The organism is Pseudoalteromonas rubra, assembly GCF_005887115.1.
Classification (GTDB): Bacteria; Pseudomonadota; Gammaproteobacteria; order Enterobacterales; family Alteromonadaceae; genus Pseudoalteromonas; species Pseudoalteromonas rubra_F.
In genome coordinates, this window is sequence record NZ_PNCJ01000009.1 from 28,337 (window position 1) to 49,327 (window position 20,991).

The following is a 20,991-nucleotide window of genomic DNA, read 5'->3' on the forward strand; positions in this document are numbered from 1 at the left end:
GTTACAAAGTAAGATGTAAGACACCTGAAGCGCTCAGGCTGTCTTCTGTCAGGCAAAAAACCGCAGTTTTTCAGGTTGTAGGGTTAGGTAAAAAGTAGGTCATCCAATCGGATGGCTTTATGTTGCCTGCGTATGGTGCAGGTGAGCGTTTAAAGTAGTACCAGGCTCAGAAATAGGTTTGCATATCTGTCGTGTTCAGACTGTATTGTTCAGTCCTTATTATTCAGAGCCATCAGCCATTTTGGCTGTCCCTTCTTGTTTTCGTGGGTTCCTGTGAACTGACTCACGGTCTCTTACGTACCGTTTTGCTTGCGAATTTAGCCCTGAGCGGGCTGGCAAATCAAGTGCGCTCGCGCTGTGCTTGTTCAATGTAACGTTCCATATTCAGGCTGTGTGGTGTTTACCCGTAGCCACACAGCTTTCAGGCCAAAAGGGGATTTGGCCGGGCAACATATTTTAAAATTAAGTGTTAGTAGGTAGTTTGATGTCTCTTAGTGATAAAAGCATAAGTAAAAAAAGTAAATTAGCCCGGCATATTCAGGCCGCGTTATTGGGTGGGGTGGCGCTGAGTGCGGGTTTCACTAGCACCAGCGTTCAGGCATTTATGGCGGACGGCCATTGCTCAGGTATTCCCGGCGATCCTGACTGTGATTCAAATAGCAGTGGTGGCAGTAATTCGGGTGGCAACAGTGGAACAACCGACACCAAACCGACGATAGACCTGGACACCAGTGCAAGCGGCACTGGCAGTCAGGTTTCTTTTAGTGAAGGTGGTTCGGCAACTTCTATCGCCCCTAATGCCAGTGTTAATGATGACGGCACAATTTCAAGCATCACAATCACGCTGGTTAACCCTGCAAACGGCACAAGCGAAGGGCTTACAGTGAGCGCCAACGCGCAAAATGCGCTGGGCGGCATCGGTGGTGCGGTTGATATCAATCGTGAGCACAGCATATCAATTACCAATGCCAGTGCAACGCCGGCTCAGGTAAGTACCTTTTTAAAAGCAATTACTTATGACAATCTAGCTTCATCACCTGGTGAATCACAAAGAACGCTTAGCGTTGTAATCAATGATGGAACACAAGACAGTGAAACTTACAACGTTAGTATTGATGTGACCGATGTTAATGTTGCAACGACCTCTTCATCTGTGCCAGATACCACCACAGGCGCCAATTTAAGTCCGGGAATTGTGTTTGGTGGCGGAGCAGAGAAACTTATTATAAAAAGATCCTTAGACGCCAATGCCAAAGTGATTGGCGGTGCAGGTATCGATGAGCTGGTAATTGCTGATGGTAGCTCTGTCGACATCAGCCGGGCTGGTACTTTATCGGGCTTTGAGAAGCTGACGGTAGAGTCTTCATCTAGTAGGAGAGTAACACTGAGTTATCAACAACATAGTGCGTTCTCTGAAATCGCTCTTCTGAACTCAAACGGACTCATTATGAAAGGGGAGCCTGGGCATATAACCGCTATTGCTGAAGCTTCAAGCTACTGGTTGACAGGTGGTACACTTGAACTAGCAAATGGCACATTTGAGCTCGATGTATATAGTGCATCGACTGATGAAACCGTTGTACTGAATAACACTCAGGTCAAGGGAAGGTTCAGCCTGGGAGAGGGTCAAGATAAAATTGTTTTTGCAGGAACAACCGATACTCGAGATGCCAATTTTAATAATGCAAATGCTGAAACTTTAGAGTTTAAGGATGGATTACAGCTTTCAGTCTCAAGCAATTCCTGGCGGTATTTAACAGAAAATGTTGTTCAGAGCAGCGCGGAAGGCATACAGACATTCGATATTGCATTCGGTCCATACAGCACCAGTAATACGTTTAACACGATTGAGGGTGTAGAAAACTATAATCTGGTTGAATGCAGTGGGCCGTCTAATGCATCTATCAGGCTAAAAAGTGACGCAGCTAAGATAGATGCCTCTCGTTTAATTGCTGATCAAGGTACGTGTAATTATAATAACAGGTACTTCTTTGATAGTCCTGAATTCACAGGGCAATTGATTGATACCAACCTGCCTAGTTTCTATACCTTTAACCAAAGTTTGGATATCAGCAAGGCCACTTTACCCAGTAGTTTCAGTTTCAATGCTTGGGGCAGTGATGAGCAGGTGATCACAATGGCACCGGGACAACTCGGTTCGATTACGAGTCTCAGTCTTGTTGGTAATGCTAGCAAAACATTTAAAGTAAGTGGAGATGGCGATGTTGATTTATCTGCGACTAGATTAACAAAGCACGTCACGTTTGAATTGTTAGATGATAGTCGAGAAACAAGAAAGATCACGCTTAGTAGCAACGGCTATGTGTCAGTTGTTGCAACCGCGCCATCTGATGCTGTCACAATCGTGGCTGGAGAAAGTACAGCAAAGGGCTACGGTACATTTAAAGGCGAGCTGACTGCCCCTGACACCCTTGAACTTCATGCCAGCAACATTGCGCTTCGTGACTTCCCCACAGAGAATATTCATACCCTGTCACTTGGAAGCACCGAAAGTACACAAACATTAGAATTAAGACCTCAAGAGTTAGTGTCATTTAAAAAAGTAACGGCTCCCTTAAGTGCGCAAAAGTACTTTAAGCTTAGTGAAGGTGGTACTTATAACTGGCAGGATATGCAAATATCCGGTGTTAAAAGACTAGAGCTGGTTGGTTATAACAATGACTTTAATATTACCTTGCCAGATATCGATAATGGAGAGTCTGGTGAAGTTCAGGTTCAGATAACTACCCAAGGTTATATTGTAGGTGACCACACACTGACTTTAAATGCGTCGGCATTTAGCAAAACACGACTGGATTTATCTGCAACTGAAGCACGTTTCTTTGACGGCAATGATGTGATCATTGGTGGTGCGGCGGCTGATTCAATTAACGCTGGTACTGGTGCTGATACCGTTACCGGAGGAGCTGGTAATGATTTGTTTTACGGCAACAAAGCTCAGCTTAACGGCGACACCATTACCGATCTGAGTATTGGAGATTCAATCCGGGTGCTTGATGCTTCAGTCGATGAAAATTTTGAGCAGGTCCGCTTTAACGGCGCCGATGTGCTTGAGATTGACACAGAAAGTACCGGGTTTAATAACCCGGCTATACGTATAAATTTGAGTAATAGCATTGGTAATAATGCTGAACTTGAGATAACTAATCGCAGCCCATTGACGATTACCGTCGTGCGGCCGAATACCGCACCAGGCATTTTTAGATTGCCTGATACGCTGCCGTATACAGAAAATGCAAACCCAGTGAGTATTGCTCCGCAAGCGGTCATATTTGATATCGATCTAGATGAAAAAAATCAAGGTATAGGTAATTATGCAGGCACTACGTTAACGGTTTCCAGAACAGGCGGCGCAGACAGCACAGATGTGTTTGCAAATCTGGGCGATTTGGGGTCTTTGGTGACAGGGCTGCCGCTTGTTTATCGACAGCAGGTGGTGGGCACCGTTATTAACAATGCGCAGGGTGAGCTGAAACTAAGCTTTAACAGTAGTGCCACCACTTCGATTGCTACCAATGTGCTGCGTAATATTTCCTATCAGAGTAGCTCTGAACATCCCGACGAATCCATTGCGCTTAAAATCACCTTTAATGATGGTAAAGCAGACAACTCGGGCAACAGTCAGGTTAATTTGTCCGTTACTCGATTAAATGATGCGCCGACGGATATCACCTGGACTCTCGAGTCGGGTGTGACCTTACCGCTCAAGCAGTCTTTGCTCGGTGAATACAATATTTCTAACCCCGGAGCACTGTTAACCCTGTCCGCCACAGATGTCGATATGACGGATAATCATATATTCACGCTGGTTTATTCCGGTCAGGGGGCACAAGGCTGCGATAATACGACGACATCAAAGTCTTTCTTAGTCAATGACAATGTGTTGTATGTCAGAAAAGACGCTGAGCCAAAAGAGCACCCAGTATGTGTGACTGCAACGGACAGCGCAGGTGCTGTTGTCCGTAAAAAACTGTTGATCAACATCATTGATGATGTTGCGCCATCTGTCGATTCAGTCTCTTTGAGTCGTGATAGCTATGGTGACAGCCAAAAACGCCATGTTGCGTTTAAATTTCATGGGGCAACGGACGTCGCTTTTGATTATACCTATGTGATAAGCAGTGAAAACGGTGGCGAGGTATCTGCTAACGGGCAATATGCACTTGCGAGTTCATTGCAGAATAAAAATATCGATATCAGCAGTCTGAAGGATGGCAAAATAACACTGGCTGTGACACTCAGAGACTCTTTAGGGAATATTTCAGCGCCATTTACAACCACAGCAGTACTCGACACCACTGCACCAAATGGTTTTAATGCAGCACTGAATAAAACCCTGTTTAACGAACAAAGCGCGGCGCAGGCAAGTTTTGACATCAGCGCGGCTGAAATCGGGGCACAATTTAACTATTCCATTACCAGCAGCAAAGGTGGCCCGGCGGTTACCGGCTCTGGCATCATTGAAAGTGCGACGCAAACCATTTCACCTGTTGATCTACGTGGCCTGAATGATGGTGAGCTGACCTTATCGGTAACTTTAACTGATGTGGCGGGTAACACCTCAGCAGCACAAACCAGTTTTGCCCGTTTAGACTCAAGTGCGCCTGGCATTGCTACGTTTAAAGCTTCTCTTGCCAAGCTAAACAAAGACGGCACTGCGGTGGTCGATATTGTGCTGGCTGAGCCAAGTGTTGACTTTGATATCAGCGACCTTGAGGCCGCAGGCGGCTCACTGACTGGTTTTACAAAGTTGAGCGCGACCGTCTATCAGGTAACCTATGTGCCAGCAGTTAATTCTAGTACTGCTGGTTCACTTAAAATTAAAGCCGGTGTGTTTACAGATGCCGCAGGGAATACCAACACCGCAGCGCCTGTGCTTAACTTTGATATTGACACTCAGGCACCAAACCAACCCAATGTGGTTGTTAGTGGCACGGCATTTAATAAAGACACCATTAAAGACGGCTTGTTTAGACTGCTGGGCGCAGAGCAAGGTGCAACGTATCAGTGGACGATGCAGTCGCTAAGTGGCCATGGTGCGATTAATACCGCTGAGCAAGTTGTTCGTTTTGACTCAGACAGCAATGGTATCCAAAACATGAACGATGGCACTTTGTCGCTGTCGGTCACTGTGGTTGACGGCCATGGCAATGAATCGCAGCCGTTCACTCAGGATATTGTGTACGAGAATGTTAAGCCAGTACTGGATATTGTCGCCTCTGAGACCGTGTTTGGCAGGTCTACTGTGAACTTTGAGTTCACTGTCAGCGAAGCAATTTCAGGCTTTGAACATGGCGATTTACAGGCCAGTTCAGGTTCTTTCAGCGAGTTCAAAGCACTGGGCAACAATCGATACAGTGCTCAGTACACAGCCGCAGCAGACATCAGTGGGGCAGTTACCGTATCAGTCGCAGAAGGTGCATTTGCAGATAAAGCAGGTAACAAAGTCGCACTGACTAGCAAGCAGTTTAACGTCGATACCCAGGCACCAACCGGTTATGCGGTGACGATGGACAAAGACATTTATAACAGCTCTGCGAGCTCCATTCGCTTTGATTTGAGCGGCGGCGAAGCAGGTGCAACTTATGCTTATACGCTGAGCAGCGACGGCCACAGTGTGAGTGGCACGGGTACGCTTGATAGCGCGCAGCAGCAAGTGGTTATTGCGGATATCGAAAACCTTAACGACGGACCACTGAGCCTGTCTGTGACGCTGACCGATAAGGCTGGCAATGCCGGCGTGGCAACAATAGACACGGCAACCCTGGATACCGTGGCGCCGAGTGGCCACGACGTAACCCTGGATCAGCAAACCTATAACCTGGCCAATCGCGATGCTGCGAGCTTTAGCTTTAGCGGCGCCGAAGTGGGCGCGACATATGCTTACACGCTGACCAGCACGGGCGGCGGTGAACTGACTGGCACTGAGACCATCACAGCGGCGAACCAGCAAGTTAATATTACTAACCTAAGCCAGCTCAAAGACGGCACGCTGAGCTTGTCGGTGGTACTTACCGATAGCGCAGGCAATGCGGCCCAGGCGCTGGTTAAACAAGCCAAGCTGGATGCAACCGCACCGACTATTACTACTTTGAGTGCGTCACAGACTGCCCTTAAAGCAGGCGAGACCAGCGTGATCACCATTGGTCTGAGCGAAGCCGTTGTTGACTTTAATAAGACCTCGCTGAACGTGGCGGGCGGTACTGTGTCTGAGCTGGAGCAGATCAGCGATACCAGCTATCGTACCGTGTTCACGCCGAGCGAGAACTCGCAAGCAGCAGGCACCATTACTATTGCCGCTGGCAAGTTTAACGATGCAGCGGGCAACCCGAATAAGGCTTCTGATACCCTGACTCTGAACATAGATACTCAGGCGCCGGGCAATCACAGCGTGGCGTTTGGCGCACCTTACTACCATGGCACCAATGCCAATGCGGCCAGCATTACGCTGAGCGATGCCGAAGTGGGTACCCGTTATCACTATGTGATAAGCAGCACGCAAGGCGGCTTGCCGGTATCGGCACAAGGTGACGTCACTGAGTCAAACCAGACTATCAGTGGTATTAACCTAAGCAATCTGAACGATGGCCAGCTTAACGTGACTGTGACGCTGACCGACCCGGCAGGCAATGTCTCTGAAGTGGCGTCAGGCACGGCAATACTTGACACTGCCGCGCCACAAGTGGTGAGCCTGAAGTCTAACGACCTGGCACTGAAAGCCGGTGAGCAAGCGCAGATCACCATTGTTCTGAGCGAGCCAAGTGCAGACTTTACACTGGAAGACATCGTTGCAAGCAGCGGCAGTCTGAGCGAGTTTAAAGCACTGAATGCGACCACCTATCAGGCGACCTTTACGCCGGATACGAATGTGGAAGGTGATGTGACCATCAGCATTGCGGCAGGCGTATTCAATGATACGGCAGGCAACGCCAATACGGCGGCACAGCCGCTGGTGTTGAGCCAGGATACGACAGCCCCAAGCGGTCAGTCGGTCAGTATCGACCAGACCTTAATCAACCGTGATAACGAAACGGCCATGAGCTTTACCCTGAACGGGCTTGAGGGCAAAGGCATGCTGACTTATCAGGTCAGTGATGGTACTACGTCGGTGGGCAGTCAGTCGCCTATCAGCATCACAGCAGCCACACAAAGTGTCACCGGAATTGATGTCTCTGCATTAGCAGAAGGGCGTCTGATCCTGACCGTTGTGGTATACGACGACGCAAACAACGCAGGCGAGCCTGTGACGGCTGCGGTGACCAAAAAGTACAATGTGGCCCCTGTGCTGTCGGGCACACCACACACCACTGTGAACGAAGATGCTGAGTATGTGTTTGAACCGCAGCTGACAGATCCGGACAGCGATGACACCCATACCTTTGTGATCAGCAATAAACCAGACTGGGCAAGCTTTGATGAGCAAACCGGTAAATTAAGCGGCATGCCAGGCGATGAGCACGTTGGCAACTACGAGCAAATCGTTATCACCGTCAATGATGGTAAAGCCGAGCACGCACTGAGCGCATTCAACATTGAAGTGGTCAACACCAATGATGCACCTGTGGCGCAGGACTTTAGCTTTACACTGGATGAAGCCGAGCAGCTGGTCATTGCATCTCAGCAGGGCTTGCTGAGCACTGCAGCGGATGACGACTTAGACAGCGGAGACAGCCTGAACGCCGTGGTGGTGAGCCAGCCGCAGTTTGGTACTTTGTTACTGAACGCAGACGGCAGCTTCACTTATACCCATGATGGCAGCGAAAACCATAGCGACAGCTTCACTTATCAGGTGAAAGATGCCGCAGGTGAACTGTCTCAGACGCGTAACGTGGCATTGACGATTAACCCGCTGGCTGATGCGCCTGTGACGCTCGACGACACCCTGACGGTAACAGAAGACACGCCGAACACCCTAGATCTGCTGGAGAACGATTCTGATGCAGAAAATGACATGGTAGCAGCCTCTGCGGCGGTAGTGACTGAGCCTCAGCTGGGTAGCTACACCATCACCAATGGTAAGCTGACTTATACGCCAAACGAGAATGCCACGGGTCAGGATACGCTAACCTACACGGTGAAAGATGCGGCGGGTAATACTTCTAAAGCGGCCACGCTGACCATCAGTATTGTGGCGGTGAACGATCAGCCAGTTGCCAAAGGCGCGACGTTAACGGTAGAAGAAGACACGCCGAGCGACGAGCTGGATGTACGCACCTTATCGAGCGATATCGAAGACACCCACCCACAAGGTGAGGTTGCACTGAGCGTATTGCCGACCAAAGGGGTTGTCACCGTGAACCAGGAGTCAGGCAAGCTGGTGTATACACCAAACGCCAACGCCACGGGCAGTGATGCATTCAGCTATACCATTGCGGACAGCGAAGGCCTGGTGTCTGAGCCAGTTGAAGTGATTGTTAATATTGGCGCGGTGAACGACCGTCCGATGGCGGCTGGCGACAGCGTCACGCTCAACGAAGACGAAACCGGCACACTGAATATCCTGGACAATGACACCGATGTGGAAGATCAGGGCTTCAATGGTGCCAACGTGATGCTCGAAGACAAGGGCAACGGCGCAGGTGCCTATACGCTTGCCGACGTCGCTGTGCTGGCCGATGGTCAGCTTGAGATCACACCAAAAGCGGATGTGAACGGCAGCTTCAGCTTTACTTATACCCTAATGGACAGTGAAGGGCTGAGCTCTGAGCCTGCAACCGTTAACGTTGATATCACACCAGTGAATGATGCGCCGGTCGCGACTGACAACACCGCGCAGCTCGAAGAAGAAGGATCGTATGAAGTCAACGTACTGGGTGATGACTACGATGTGGATGCCAACGACCAGTTAGACCCCAGCAGCGTGACTGTGATTCGCCAGCCACAAAGTGGCCAAGTGACAGTGACCGACAGCGGTGCGATTGTCTATGTACCGAATGCGAACTTTAATGGCCTGGATACCTTTACCTATACGGTGAAAGACGCAGCAGGTGCTGTCTCTAATGAAGCGCTTGTTACCATGACGGTTACACCAGTGAATGATGCGCCAGTGGCAGACGCCCAGGTGCTGAACGTCTCTGAAGATGGCAGTGTGTTAATCACCCTGACGGCCACGGATATCGATGCAGACGCACTGAGCTATCAAATCGTACAAGGCGTCAACTCAGGCACGCTGACACAGCAAAGTGAAAACAGCTGGCTGTATACGCCAGACACTGACTTCAACGGTGAAGACAGTCTGCAATTTGTGGCCTTTGATGGTCAGGCAGAATCTGAGCCGGTGCAAGTTACCTTGAATGTGACTGCCGTGAACGATACGCCAGAGATCAGTGGTACGCCTTCAACCAGTGTGGATCAGGACACGGCTTATCGCTTTACGCCAGACGCCACTGACTTAGATGGTGACTCACTCACTTTCAGTATTGAGAATCAGCCAGTCTGGGCTAACTTTGATGCGCAAAGTGGTACTTTGTCTGGTACACCGGGTCGGGATGATGTGGGCAACTACGCAAACATTGTAATTAGCGTGTCGGATGGCGAATTAACGGCATCACTGCCTGCATTTGCCATCGACGTTGGCTATGTGAATGCCAAACCTGCTGCGCAGGGCATGCAAGTGTTTGTGAACGAAGATGCCTCCACCAGCTTCAGTGCGCCGGTATCAGATCCGGATCAGGATAGCCTGAGTATCTCAGTTATCCAGCAGCCAAGTAATGGTACGCTGAGCGTACAGGGTACCCTGTTCAGCTATATCCCAGGTGCCAACTTTAACGGCACAGATAGCTTTAGCTATGTGGTGAATGACGGTGAAATGAACTCGGATGAGGCGCAGGTCAGCATTACGGTGAATGCCGTAAATGATATGCCAGTGGCACAAAACGATGCCTTTAGTTTCAGTCAGGCAGCAAGCAGCTACAGCCTGGATGTACTGGCAAACGACAGCGATGTGGATGCGGGCGATACCCTGACCCTGGTCGGTGCAAGCGCTTCCATCGGTAGCGTTTCAATCAGCGATGGTCAGCTGGTGTACCAACCGCAGGCAAGCGCGCAGGATACGGCTGTGATCACCTATATGCTAGCGGACAGTGCCGGTGCGCGTGCACAGGCAAATGCAACAGTTGAGATCACCGCTTCTTCAGGTATTGCAAATGCGCCCACTCTAACCGTACCTGACGATTTGAGCCTGGATGCAACAGGCCTGTTTACTAAAGTTGATTTAGGTACGGCTGCTGCCTTTGACAGTAATGGTAACCCGCTGGCGGTTTCCTTGGTGGATGGCGTGACGATTTTTGCGCCGGGCCTGCATCAGGTGTACTGGAAAGCGACCGATGGTAATGACCAGTCGACGGTGAAAAAGCAGACGGTTGCGGTAAATCCATTGGTGTCTCTGAGTAAAGACAGCCAGATTGCGGAAGAGCAAAGCCACACCGTGAAGGTCTTCCTCAATGGTCCGGCACCAAGTTATCCGGTCACTGTACCGTATACAGTGAGTGGCTCTGCTAACGGCAATGATCACGACCTGATTGACGGCGAAGTGGTGATTGAGTCAGGCACTGAGGCCAGCATTACCTTTAACGTTTTTGCCGATGGCACGGTCGAAGGCAATGAGAGCATAGTGATCACCCTGGCTGACTCACTTAACCGCGGTGCTAAGCACAGCACCACAGTGACAGTCGTTGAAGACAACGTCGCGCCTGCGTTGAGTGTGGATACCACACAAAATGGCCAGGCGCGTACCTTGATTGTTCAAGGTGGTGAACCGGTTGTGATTGTGGCAAGCGCAACCGATGCTAATCCACAGGACAGCATCAGTTACAGCTGGCAAGCTGCAGATGCACAAATGCTTAACCTGAGCGTTGCTGCGGAGCGCTTTGAATTTGACCCAAGCGTGCTGGCTGCGGGGGTTTACAAACTCAGCGTCACAGCAACGGATGATGGCACTCCTGCGCTGTCGTCTACTCAGGATGTCTATCTGGAGATAGTTGCAAGCCTGCCACAGCTAAGCAGTGTGGACAGTGATGGCGACCTTATCCCGGATGATCAGGAAGGCTTTGCCGATTCGGATAACGACGGTATTCCGGACTATTTGGATGCCAATGGCGACTGTAACGTTATTCCTGGCCAAGTGAAAGACACTGAGCAGTATCTGGTTGAAGGTGAGCCAGGTGTTTGTCTGCGTAAAGGGGCAACTGTGGCACAAAACACAACAGGTGGTGCACAGCTGCTGGAAACTGAGCTGCCTGAAGATACCGAAGCCACCAACATTGGTGGTGTGTTCGACTTTATTGCAACCGGATTGCCTAAGGCGGGCGATGTGTACGGCATTGTTATTCCGCAGCGTAAACCCATTCCGGTTAACGCGATTTATCGTAAGTTCCGTGACGGTGAGTGGGTGAATTTTGTGACCACAGATGGCAATGCCGTGCTCTCGGCTACGGGTGAGCCGGGATACTGTCCGCCTCCGGGCAGCAACGAGTGGCGCGATGGCCTGAACGAAGGTGACTGGTGTGTGCAGTTACAAATTGTCGATGGTGGTCCAAACGACGACGACGGGATTGCTAACCGCAGCGTGGTGGACCCCGGTGGTATTGCGGTACTCAAGAGCGATAACACACAACCGGTTGCACAGGCCGATACGCTGATCCTGGGTGCGGGTTTGTCAGTGTTTATTGATGTGCTGGAAAATGACCTTGACGCAGATGCAGATGCTCTGACTATCACAGGTGCCAGTGTCGACTTTGGTGACGTTGAAATCCTGGATAACCAGCTGCGTTATACTCCACCGGTGGATTATGTGGGGACGGCGATCATTACTTACAGCATTGCCGATGGTCAGGGCGGTACGTCCAGCGCCACGGTAACGGTTGAGCTTGTGGTCAATGCCGCGCCGGTAACTCAACAAGATACTGCCAGCACCAATGATAAAGCGAGCGTGATCATTGATGTTCTGGCCAACGATATGGACCCGGACGGCGATGCATTAACGCTTATCAGCGCAACAGCAGCATATGGTAAGGCGGTCGTTAATCTTGACGGCACGCTGAGCTATGAGCCAAAACTCGGCTTTAATGGAGAAGATACAGTGACTTATCAGGTCAAAGACAGTAAAGGCGCGGTGAGTGATGGTATCGCGAAAGTGACCGTGACGGCCCATCAGGTTGCAAGTGTAGAAAACAAATCATCAGGTAGCCTTGGAGGTCTGTTAATGGTCATGGTATCGGCGCTGGTACTGCGTCGTCGCAAGTCGGCACTACCGGCTTATGCAGTAGTAACGGCCAGCTGCCTGGTCAGTGCACCAGCACTGGCAGATGCGTGGCGTGTTCAGGCAACGTTAGGACAGGCTGAAGCCAACAGCCAGTTCAGTGCCTTGCCTGCGGGGACTCAGGTCTCGAACGTGGACGACAGCAGCCAGTCGTGGTCAGCCGGTGCTTTCTATCAGCTGATGCCTAAGTGGTATGCGGGTCTGCGCTATATCGACCTGGGCCAGGGGCGGGTGACGCTGAGCGGCAGTACGCTGACACCAGACAGCTGGCACCAAAGCATGGCGCGTGTCGCCCCGGTTCTGCCTGAAGGCTTTGCACTGCAAACGGGTCTGGAAGTGGCACGCTTTGATAAAGTGCATGGCGAGCTGTTCCTGGGCGCCTACAACTGGGACTATCAGATTGAAAGCACTCTGAACGGCCGTCACTTGGTTCAGTACGAACAAAAAGGCACCAGTGCGTACTTTGGTGGCGCAGTGGGCTACCAGCTGAGCGGCAGCACCGCGCTGACGCTCAGCTACAGCCATTACCGCCTGAGCGCCAACCGTATCGGTGAAGTAGCCGCCGGTATTGAAGTGCGCTTCTAACGAGCAATGACAGCCCGGCCAGGGACGGCAGGGCTTTTATACAGTCAGAAAAAAGACGAATGCCTGGTTTGCAATTCTAACCAGGCGTTTTTGATTTTAACGCCACTTGCCTGTATATCTCCTGCGTGTTTTCACGCGCTACAGGTTCTCGGAATAAGTGGTTAACTGTGCCAGGTCAAAATGTAACAGAACATGAATTCCTTCCTACTTGCTAATCTTTAAGTAATTGATATTTAATGTTATATTTGGTTTTCTCAAAATCATAAAAGCAAATTAGCTTAAAGTTTAGACTCTTCATCGCATGCACACTTGAGCAGCTACAATTTACTTGTTACGTTTCCCTCAGAACTGTGTTGTACCAATTTCAATTAACTAAGGAAGTGGATATTAACAACTTATATTGGTGTTTAAGAAACATACTGTTTGTCGCCAAGAGTAAAACATAACGTCGTAACTATAATGTAATACAATATTGGAATTGCCATGGATTATCTGGCCATACTATTGATCCGATTTTATCAACGTTTTATTTCTCCACATAAAGGGTTTCGATGTGCCCATGCGGTTGTTCATGGGGGAGAGAGTTGCTCACATGCTGTGTTGGCCATTGTAAAAGAAGATGGCCTCTGGGGGGGATATCGCAAGATAAGGGCACGGATGCGCGCGTGTAAGCAAGCTTATCTCATGCTTGAGCAATCAGCGTCAAAAGACAGGCGAAAAAAAGACGAGAGCCGTTGCGACTGCTGCGACCCAAGTGCGGGGTGTGACATTGCCAGTTGTGGTGGCAGAGGGAAAAGCTGTGATGCGGCAGAGCTGTCTTGTGATTGCTGGCCGTTTTAACTAGTTCCAGTATTTCCAGCCGTCAAGATAGTAGTAGAGCACATGGGGCTGATCCAGGCTGCTGATCTTGCTGTGGGTGTTATGCATATCAGCCGGAAAGGTCATTAATAAAGGTTCAATATCCGGATGGTAAAAACGCGTGTCCGGCAGCGTATTGTGTTGTAATTCGCACGCAGCTTTGCAGGCCATAACAAACCCCCAGTTGCCAAATGAAGGGATATCCACATGATAAGGGGTGACTGAGTGAAAACCCACCGACGCCGCCGTATTATGGATTGACCAAAACGCTTGCCTGGCAAAATAAGGGCTGGTTGCCTGAGTAACCATAATGCCTTGCGCACTAAGACGGTGCTTTACCAGGGTATAAAACTGCTTACTGTATAACCTGGCCAGGCTAATGGTTTTCGGGTCCGGCAAATCCACCACGATTAAGTCGTACCTGTCGGGCGTGTCAGTCAGATAGACAAACGCATCCTGATTGATCACCTTAACTTTGGGGTTGTGCAGCGCGTTTTGATTGAGCTGTGTGAGATGAAAATTGCTGCGGGCAAGCGCGGCCACTGCCGGATCCAGATCAACCAGGGTAATGGACTCAATATCAGGATACTTGAGCAGCTCCCTGGCGGCCAGGCCGTCACCACCCCCTAAGATAAGGACGTTGCGAGTCGCTGTTTGCCGCTGGATTGGCAGGTGGATCAGCGATTCATGATAGCGATACTCGTCAATGGCAGAAAACTGCAAGCCACCATTCAAATACAGGCGCACATCCTCTTTGTGTTTAGTCATGATCAGCTGCTGATAACGTGACTGTTCACTGTGTACAATACGGTCTTCAAACACGGTCTCGTTCCAGTGATGATTTAACTCTTTGCTGAAGAACATCAACCCTGCCAGCGTGAGTAGCACCAGCGCCAGGAGCCACCTCAACAAGCTTGCCTGCCCCTTTGGAAACTGAGCGTAAAAATACCACAGTAAGGTTAAAGCGATAGACAGATTAATAAGACCAAACAGCAATGACGTTTTAAATACGCCAAGCCAGGGCAGCAGTGCCAGCGGAAAAACCAGGGTGGCGATTAACGCGCCCAGATAATCAATAGACAGCACATTGGCCAGGTTCACCTTTAAGGTATAGTGTTTTTCCATTAATCGCGATAAAAGCGGGATTTCAAGGCCCACAAAAATCCCAATCAGAGCGGTCAGCGCAACCGACATGCTCTGAAAATGCCAGCCCTGAGCATAACAAAAGTACAACAGCGGGACTGAGCTGCCCCCAATCAGTGCCAGCATCAGCTCGTAAACAATAAACTGTGCCAGCAGGCTGTTGTCATTGACCCATTTAGACAAGTACGAGCCCACGCCCATAAATGCCATATACACGCCAATGGTAATGGAAAACTGCGTCACGCTGTCACCCAGAAAATAGGCACCTGTCGTTGCTATCAGCAGCTCGTAAACAATCGAGCATAAGCCGGCAATAAAGATGCTAAACAGCAGGATATGACTTTCTCTGAGCACTTATTTACCACCCCGACCGCTGCCACCGCGATGATTGGCACCGGATAAACTCTGCTGGCGAATACTGCGATCAACCGTCATTTTTTTATTGCTATAGGCATGCAGCGCATAATTGATATCATCATCTTTGGTCTGGGCATACAGGAAAACCGCAGCAAATAAGCTGAGTGAAATCGCCCCAATGTAAATTGGCTCGCGCTTGTATTTTGTGTTGTTGTCAAAAGGTTTTTTGCCCGATAAGGCATACCCGTTTTCATGACGATAGGCCAATATACAAAAACAGCCAAAAGCAATGATCCCGGCTATTGTCCGGAGCGGGCGCAGCATACTGGCATCCCCACGTATAGGGATAACGCGGAAGTAATATTTATCTCTACTAAACTTAAACCCGTAACTGTTTGAATCAGTTAAATACAGCGTGTAGCGCCCTTTTTTCGCAAAATGGATTTCCAGTGAGGCTTTGGTTTTACGCTCGGTCCAGTCGCCTTCGGAATCTCTGCCTGACTCTGACCACAGCTCATCCTGATAACTGAATATATAGGTACCGCCGGCATCATACACTTCCATATCCATGGCCTGCCAGGAGTTCATTTTCATTGTGCCCTTAATTTCAAAGCGCATCATCTGGCCGTCTTCTGGCACTTCAAATTGATAGGCTTTGTCTTTGTTAGAGAAATCCGTACTCAAAGCAAAAGGGGTCTCGGCTATTGGCTCTTCCAACAAGGCACCGCCAAAGAAACAAAGAATCACGATAACCAAAGACAGGATAAAGGTCTTTATGACACTCATATCAGGCCCTTTTAAAGCGTGTAGAAAATCGCGATTGCAACAGACACCGCAACACTCCCTTCAATCAGGGAAACGGCGCTATTACCTTGTGCAATGGCTTTGTTTACCCTGACACCGGGCATGAGCACCAGGTCAGTAAGTAAACGTACTACTGGCAGTAATGCCAGCGCAATTAAAGCGTCGATAAAAAATAGCGTAATGCTGTGTGACCAGGTTTCTAACCCGCCACGCAGTGCGTGAAATAAGATAATACCAGTGGCAATTTTGGTTGCCGCAAAACTGATGGCCGCCGCCATATTGTTGTTTTTCAGCTCCTGGTGCAGGTCAAATTGCGTCAATAAATCATATAGCTTGCTTGCAATGAGCAATACAATCTGCGCAAGCAAATAGAACACAATAGCTGAGACAAAACTGCCTTCTCCCATTAATGCGCCAGACACAATTAATCCGGCGGTAATATAGCTGGCAAATTGCACAATACCCACAGGCAAATTCTGATGGGTGATAATTTGTGCTTTATTACAAAACTTAGGTAACAGCAGCTTGTCGTTTATCACCCGAGTGAGTACTAATAAGCCAAGCCCCGTCAGTGAGTAAAGACTTACATTGATGATATCGGTTATCAGGCCTTTACTCGGCCCCTGAAGCACCGCCACATACATCATAGTAACCGCAATTAAGAAACCACTGATTGATGTTGCCAAAGCCAGGTTTTTGTTCTGTTCAATTTCCGTGAAAGTGCTGTACGAAGTCGTGGCGTTATAAAGCCATTTTGCGATGAATAGTACGATAAGAAAGAGCACGAAGTAGCTCAGTTCAGCTAGAGGGAAGTCCATATTTGTTTCCGTATATTATCCATGATGATTCTAGCGCGCGATTTTAGCACAGAAAAAGCACCAGTGAATTATAAGGTTGCGCGAACTGATAGTGATTGTTTCCAATTTATGTAATGATGAAAGTGAATCAATTATTGCATATTGCAGTAGGAAAGGAATTTTGATGAATATTACAATCGCAATAACACTGGCCGTTTCAGCGTTGATGATGTTATTAATGGGGATCACCTATCTGTATAGCGACGAGTCCTTTGGCGGTATTTTGTTGGTCGTATTGCTGTTGTCAGTGCCAATGCTTATTGCCCAGTGCATGGTGTGTTTTTTCTGCAGAACACATTTCGGGCGAGCTAACCCAGTGCTCCATAAAATCGGTCTGTATGCATTCATTGCAACGACATGTGTTTATGTCTATTGGAACGGCTTAATGTTCTTAGATGTCTGGCAAAAGGGCTATTTGAGTGAAGCTCAAGGTTACACTGGCTTGATTTTATGGCTTGGAGGGCCGTGGGCACTCTCTATCGGCGCGGCGATTGGCGTGTCGCTCCATTTTCTCCCGATTGTCATCGCAGCATTGAAGAACAAATTGAAGTCGTTGGGTAATGGATAAAGCGAATGCGGATAAATCGAGCATAATTCGAGTTCTATTGACTGCCCTGAGTTTGATTACCTCCATTGTCTTTGGCTATATCAACTCAGATAATACCCAAAAGGTGATAGCGGAGGAGGTCAGTCAACTAACTTAGGGGTTTCCGGAACAGGCTGAACTGGACAGAGTATTTGATGATCACTCCCGGATCGTACTGAGTATCAGCTTTTCTAATATGCCCGTTGACAACGATGAATTCGAACAGAGGAAGGTGCTGTATAAAAACAAAGTGCGCAGCTATAACTGTACGAGTCCTGCGTTGTATAAACAGCTAGCGAAAGCGCGCTCAACAAAACAGATAAACACCAGGCTTTTTCAAGTAGAGGATGAACTTTCTAGTGTTGAGCCTGATCAAGCGATGGGATTGCTGAGCTTAACAGAGAAAAAGTGTGAAGCCTACCAATAGGGGGAAAGCCACCCGCAATGCGGGCGGCTGTAAAGACTTAGTCTTCTTTGCTGTCGGTTCTGTACTTCTCAAACCAAGCCAGGATGTTGCCCACTTTACGTGCCAGGTTGGAGGGTTTAGCGGCAATACCATGATAGGCGCCCTGAATGCGCACAAAGGCACTGTCGACACCTTGCAGTTGCAGCGCGCCATAATACTGTTCACTTTCGCTCATCGGGGTGCGCACGTCGAGTTCACCGGTGAGTACCATGGTGGGCGTTTTCACATTGCCAACCAGAGACAGCGGCGAGCGGTTCCAGTATTGCTGGTAGTCGTTCCAGGGCAGGTCGCTAAACCAGTAACGGGTCATAAAGGTATAGATGTCGGAGGCACCAATCATGCTGGTCCAGTTGATAACAGGCTTTGCAACCACCGACGCTTTAAAGCGGTCTGTTTTACCGATGATCCAGGCGGTTAACGTGCCGCCGCCAGAGCCGCCGGTAACAAACAGATTGTCCTGGTCCACGTAGCCTTTGGCAATGACGCCATCGACCATATCCATCAGGTCGTTGTAATCCTCTGACGGGTAGTTTTTATCAATCTCGTTGGCAAAGTCAGCCCCCATAGACGTTGAGCCTCTTGGGTTGCCATAAACCACGACGTAACCTGCGGCTGCGAACAGCTGGACTTCAGTTGAAAATTCCGGGCCGTACGCGGTGTGCGGACCACCGTGAATTTCCAGGATCAGCGGGTATTTTTTCTTCGGATCAAAGTCAGGCGGGGTCACAATCCAGGCTTGCAGGCGTCTGCCATCCACACTGCTTTTTACTTCCATCAGCTCAGGCTGATTCAGTGTTTTATGGTCGAACACATCACTGTTCAAGTCGGTCAGTTGAGTGACTTTGCCACGCTTATTGACCACGGCTAAATCGGCAGGGCGCACACCAGTAGACTGGGTGTAAACAACCTGACCATGGTCGGTCACATCATAATGACCCGATGTATAAGGGCGGCCTAAGCTCATACCACCGAGCGCATCGGTGTGGGCTTTTAGCTTGCCAGACAAAGAGACATAGGCGACGTGTTTCTTCCCTTCGTTGTCATAACTGAAATATAAGCCTTTGCTGTTGTCAGCCCATTTGACATTGCCAACGCTGCGATCCAGTTTGGGTGTCAGCCGCTTTATGTCGGAGCCATCCGGGCTCATTACATACAGCTCAGTGATCTGGTTCGATTTGCCATTGTCTTCAAAGCCAAGGAATGCCAGCTTTTTGCCGTTGGGGCTCAATGTAGGGCTATGTTCCGGCCCTGACATCGCAGTCAGTTCGGTGACATTAGTCGTCAGCACATCGACGGCCAATAAATCACTGTTGAACACGTCAAACTGGGCGTCATCATGTGTATTTGCAGAGACAATGATCTGCTTGCCATCGCTTGACCAGGCCAGTGAACCGGCGTAATCGTGTTTGCCTGAGGTAATTTGTCGTGGCGAGCCACCAATGGCGGGCACAACATACACGTGCATATTGCCCGGGCGCTTCATACCAGCACCATCACGCTGGAACAGGGTTTGGTCTATGTACTGAGCATTGTCAGCCCATTTAGCATCTTTGGGTTTAAAGTCGAGGCTGAATAGCGGCTTCGACTTACCCGGCGTAAACATGGAGAAAGCCAGCTGGCTGCCATCCGGTGAAAAGCTCAGGCTACTGGGTGTCATCGCTACATCCGTTACCCGCGCAGTTAGCCCAGATGCCAGGTCGCGTACATAGATTTGGACCTTGCCTTCTTTGCTGGAAAGATAGGCCATTTTTGTGCCGTCTGGTGAAAACACCGGGCTGAAATGGTTGTGCGTGTCTGACAACAGCGGCAGGTGTGTTTTGCCATCCAGCGATACGGTCCACAGGTTTCTTTTCATGCTGTCTGTCATGATATCCATACTGCGGCGCTCATAGATAACTTGTTTGCCATTCGGCATGACTACCGGGTTCGCGGCGTATTCCATGTTGAATACATCCTGGTAGGTGAGCGTATTGTCAGTGTGCGCAGACTCAGCGGCAAGCACTGAACCAGACAACGCCAGTGCGATACAAGACGTCAAAATAGATAGTTTTTTCATTGTTTTAGTACTCTATTTGTAATAGTGATTGACCGCTTATACACCAGCACTGGGAATACAAACCGCCGCTTAATATCCATATTTATGATACGTTGTAACACCATTTGGAATAGATACGCGGTAAGTGGGCATAATATTCCGATATGTAACTAACTTTTAGCGATTTTGTGGCACTCGACCATGCAGCCAGGTGGTCAGAATACAGCCAGCTATTATGGCATTCTCTGCTTTGTGCAATGCATTGTGCATTACACAAAGAAATGCATGTATCCGGCAAAGCTTCCTATTTCCCAGATCATTACACTACTTCTAATCGCTCTTTGTGCTGTGCGCAAAGTTAGAGCCAACACAACCCGACATAATCAATAACCACTTCAGCACACTGTGACTGACGTGGCGGAGCTTGCCCAGATGTTCGATGACAGAAAAAAATGGTTTCAGATTTACACTCAGCCACACGCTGAAAAAAAGCTCAACAGAAAGCTTGAAGCATTGGGGTTTACGAGCTATCTGCCATTGCGCAGATTAACCAGGCAATGGTCCGACAGAGTCAAGGTCGTCGAAGAACCAGCGTTTAAGTCTTACCTGTTTGCCAAGCTTCTCCCCGAGGAAATGCGTTTAGCCGAGCGACTGTCTGAATTTAGTTTTTTCGTTTCTTATGACGGCGGCGACAACGGTCATGGCAAGGTCTTTCCAAACATTACTGATCAGGATATTGAGCAGATTGAGGCTGTTTTGCAGGCGTTCCCGGAGGCGTTGATGTATGAAGACAGACGCCTTAAAAAAGGCGCACAAGTGGTTATCCGTGAGGGCAGTTTAAAAGGCTATCGCGGAGCCCTGCTGGCTGATGCAACAGACAATAAAGTGGCGCTAGCGCTACAAGGCTTGTCACAATCTTTGGTGATCACGGTCCCGGTTGAGTTACTGGACCAAGAACTTCAGGCTCAACCTTGAACCGTCATGAAAGTACTTTTCTGGACAAAGTGATATTTCAAATAA

General features: G+C 49.2%; 8 protein-coding genes. 4 read left to right on the plus strand and 4 right to left on the minus strand.

The annotated features are described in order from the left end of the window. Positions 1-484 precede the first annotated feature (484 nt). A complete protein-coding gene (locus tag CWB98_RS06350; RefSeq protein WP_138544082.1) occupies positions 485-12,865 on the plus strand; it encodes a tandem-95 repeat protein in 12,381 nt (4,126 codons plus the stop codon). A gap of 483 nt (positions 12,866-13,348) precedes the next feature. Further along, a complete protein-coding gene (yidD, locus tag CWB98_RS06355; protein ID WP_138544083.1) occupies positions 13,349-13,705 on the plus strand; it encodes a membrane protein insertion efficiency factor YidD in 357 nt (118 codons plus the stop codon). On the opposite strand, the gene CWB98_RS06360 is transcribed toward yidD, so the two are convergent. From CWB98_RS06360 to CWB98_RS06370, 3 genes are read right to left on the minus strand one after another with little or no spacing between them, the layout of a single operon-like run. Beyond that, positions 13,706-15,220, minus strand: coding sequence for a polyamine aminopropyltransferase (locus CWB98_RS06360; RefSeq protein ID WP_138544084.1), 1,515 nt, complete (start codon positions 15,218-15,220; stop codon positions 13,706-13,708). Next, positions 15,221-16,009, minus strand: coding sequence for a hypothetical protein (locus tag CWB98_RS06365; RefSeq protein ID WP_138544085.1), 789 nt, complete (start codon positions 16,007-16,009; stop codon positions 15,221-15,223). 11 nt (positions 16,010-16,020) lie between these two features. Continuing rightward, positions 16,021-16,845 carry a DUF350 domain-containing protein gene (locus CWB98_RS06370; RefSeq protein WP_138544086.1) on the minus strand — a complete coding sequence of 275 codons (825 nt, stop codon included), beginning with the start codon at positions 16,843-16,845 and terminating at the stop codon, positions 16,021-16,023. 163 nt (positions 16,846-17,008) lie between these two features. Between CWB98_RS06370 and CWB98_RS06375 the strand changes: the two genes are divergently transcribed. Next, positions 17,009-17,452, plus strand: a complete 444-nt coding sequence (locus CWB98_RS06375; protein ID WP_138544087.1) for a hypothetical protein — start codon at positions 17,009-17,011, stop codon at positions 17,450-17,452. Between the two features lie 482 nt (positions 17,453-17,934). On the opposite strand, the gene CWB98_RS06380 is transcribed toward CWB98_RS06375, so the two are convergent. Continuing rightward, positions 17,935-19,992, minus strand: a complete 2,058-nt coding sequence (locus tag CWB98_RS06380; protein WP_138544088.1) for a S9 family peptidase — start codon at positions 19,990-19,992, stop codon at positions 17,935-17,937. A 393-nt stretch (positions 19,993-20,385) separates the two neighbouring features. Between CWB98_RS06380 and CWB98_RS06385 the strand changes: the two genes are divergently transcribed. Continuing rightward, a complete protein-coding gene (locus CWB98_RS06385) occupies positions 20,386-20,946 on the plus strand; it encodes a UpxY family transcription antiterminator (RefSeq protein WP_138544089.1) in 561 nt (186 codons plus the stop codon). Positions 20,947-20,991: the final 45 nt, after the last annotated feature.

Excerpts from the sequence above, each read along its gene's own strand:
- CWB98_RS06350 (WP_138544082.1), top strand. The coding sequence starts at position 485 with ATGTCTCTTAGTGATAAAAGCATAAGTAAAAAAAGTAAATTAGCCCGG.
- yidD (WP_138544083.1), top strand. The coding sequence starts at position 13,349 with ATGGATTATCTGGCCATACTATTGATCCGATTTTATCAACGTTTTATT.
- CWB98_RS06365 (WP_138544085.1), bottom strand. The coding sequence starts at position 16,009 with ATGAGTGTCATAAAGACCTTTATCCTGTCTTTGGTTATCGTGATTCTT.
- CWB98_RS06370 (WP_138544086.1), bottom strand. The coding sequence starts at position 16,845 with ATGGACTTCCCTCTAGCTGAACTGAGCTACTTCGTGCTCTTTCTTATC.
- CWB98_RS06375 (WP_138544087.1), top strand. The coding sequence starts at position 17,009 with ATGAATATTACAATCGCAATAACACTGGCCGTTTCAGCGTTGATGATG.
- CWB98_RS06380 (WP_138544088.1), bottom strand. The coding sequence starts at position 19,992 with ATGAAAAAACTATCTATTTTGACGTCTTGTATCGCACTGGCGTTGTCT.